The organism is Candidatus Cardinium sp. cByotN1 (genome assembly GCF_022810525.1).
Classification (GTDB): Bacteria; Bacteroidota; Bacteroidia; order Cytophagales; family Amoebophilaceae; genus Cardinium.
Window position 1 is genome coordinate 1 of record NZ_JAACGG010000137.1, and the last position, 2,085, is coordinate 2,085.

General features: G+C 37.8%; 3 protein-coding genes. 1 reads left to right on the forward strand and 2 read right to left on the reverse strand.

Going from position 1 to position 2,085, the window contains the following annotated elements; all coding sequences use genetic code 11:
* Nucleotides 1-118: 118 nt before the first annotated feature.
* Nucleotides 119-577 (reverse strand): hypothetical protein, encoded by a 459-nt coding sequence (locus MUW73_RS03940; RefSeq protein ID WP_243018266.1) that lies wholly within the window; start codon nt 575-577, stop codon nt 119-121.
* Between the two features lie 376 nt (nt 578-953).
* Here MUW73_RS03940 and rfbD point away from each other — a divergent pair, with 376 nt between their 5' ends.
* Nucleotides 954-1,823, forward strand: coding sequence for a dTDP-4-dehydrorhamnose reductase (gene rfbD / locus MUW73_RS03945; RefSeq protein WP_243018267.1), 870 nt, complete (start codon nt 954-956; stop codon nt 1,821-1,823).
* 78 nt (nt 1,824-1,901) lie between these two features.
* Here rfbD and MUW73_RS03950 read toward each other — a convergent pair.
* On the reverse strand, nt 1,902-2,085 hold a 184-nt coding region (locus MUW73_RS03950; protein WP_243018268.1), incomplete at its 5' end, for a hypothetical protein.

Consider the following 2,085-nt stretch of genomic DNA (forward strand, 5'->3'; position numbering starts at 1 on the left):
AAAGGGCGCGTTTTTTCCTAACATAAGCCATAGTGGTGAACGAAAACAAAATTTGCGATCAGCAAGCACAGCTTTACCACTGCACCCTAAGGTCTACTTTAGATCTAGGCTAATTTTCTTAGCTATTTTTGTTTTTTTCTCGTTTGAACAATTGCTTAATTCGTTTTATCAGCCCTCCCTTTTTTGTTTCAGTAGACTCATCTTTTTTTGGATCTTGGTCTTGATTATCTATACTGTTATCCTGGTTAGCCATGTCTGCGAGATCTCCATTTTTTTCTTTGTCATGCTTTTCATTGTTATTTATTATTTCTGGTGGTGTTATCCTATTATCTTCTGATGGTGTTCCCTTATTATCTGAGTTTTGAGCATCCAGTTTGCTTTTGGTATTATTATTGTTGGTTTGATTATTCCTCAAAAGTTTTTTTTGATCTGTTTGGCGTTGACCTTTTGGGTTCACCTGTGCCTTATTTAGCTTACTGCCCTTACGTTGGCTATTTGGTTGACGCTTACCGCATTCATTGATCGCTCCGATAGGTATAAGCAGTAAAAGTATTATTTTTTTTATAGGTATTGACATATGTATGTTTGTTTTTTGTTTTTTGTTTGTTAACTTAACTTATGTTTTCTAAGGCTAATATAACTAAATGAGCGGCTAAAAGCCACTTTTATGTTTTCTAAGTGCTGTTTCTGAGACATTTCTTATGCCTAATAGCTTGCCCCCACAATTAATGGTAACAAAAAAAAAATAGTGTTCCAATTATTTAAGATAAAATAGTGTTGCCGTGATTGCTTTTGTATGGTTTAAGATTAGATCTCTTGCAAAAGCCATTTGTGGTGACCAATTTTTAGGAGAAAGTGTAGTCGATCACCGAAGCATACCAAATGTATGTGAGGAGTATAGACGCTTCGATAAAATAAAGTGCTACTAGCAGTAGGTTTTCTACTAAATGGTTATGTCTGTTATTCTAATTACCGGTGCACAAGGTCAGTTAGGCATTGCTTTACAGGCTACCTTTCCAGCTCATTCTTTGTTTGTACCACTATTTTGTAGTAAGTCCATGCTCGATATTACAGATGCAGATCAAATAGAGTCTTGCATCAAATCACATGGGGTAAAATACATTATAAATTGTGCTGCCTATACTAATGTACATTTGGCAGAACAAGACGTAGCCACCTGCTTTCAGGTAAATAGGATAGGTGCGGGCTATTTGGCGGCATTAGCTGCAAAATACCATATTGTGCTTTTCCATCTTTCAACAGACTATGTTTTTGGGACTAATACAGGGCGCCCATTGGAGCCAAATGATCCCACGGATCCACTTAATCAATATGGTCGATCCAAGCGAGACGGAGAAGCATTAGTAGCAGCACGGGCTACTCATTTTTATATTATTCGAACGGCATGGTTGTATGGAGAAAAAGGGCATAATTTTTTTACCAAAATGGTTGCATTGGCGCAGAAAGGAAGCGCTATTCAAATGGTTGATGACCAAATAAGCAGCCCTACTTATGTTTATGATCTGGCAACAGCTATTTGGCAGATTATTGAAAAAATCGCTAAAAATAGTCCAGGATATTATCCTTCCGGTATCTACCATTATACGAATGAGGGGGTAGCCAGTTGGTATGACTTTGCTTATGCTATTCTAACAGCTTTTCCTAATAGTTGTTCTTTGGCACCCCGATCCTCTTTTATGGAGCTGCAAAGGCCTTACTATAGTGTACTAAGCAAATCTTCCTTTCGCCAAGTATTTCAGATCAATATTCCCCACTGGCAACATAGTCTTTCTAGGTGCTTAAAAAGATGGCAAAGTCAATAGAGCTCTTGGAAAACCTCAAATAATAAGATTTATAGATCAATCAGGTCAAAAATCACAAGAAAGAGTTTCTATGCAGCCCTATGGCAGCAGTACACACAAAAAGAAAAAATGCCCCTTGTAAAAAGTTGCGACCAGAAAGCACCCATTACAGCTGACCAGAAAAACAGCCTGTTTGAAGCCCGCGTAGCGGCCAAATTCTGTTTTTTCAGCTGTAAGAAGCGCTTTTCCACAACTTTTTAGCCAGGGCTGAATTTTTTTGGCT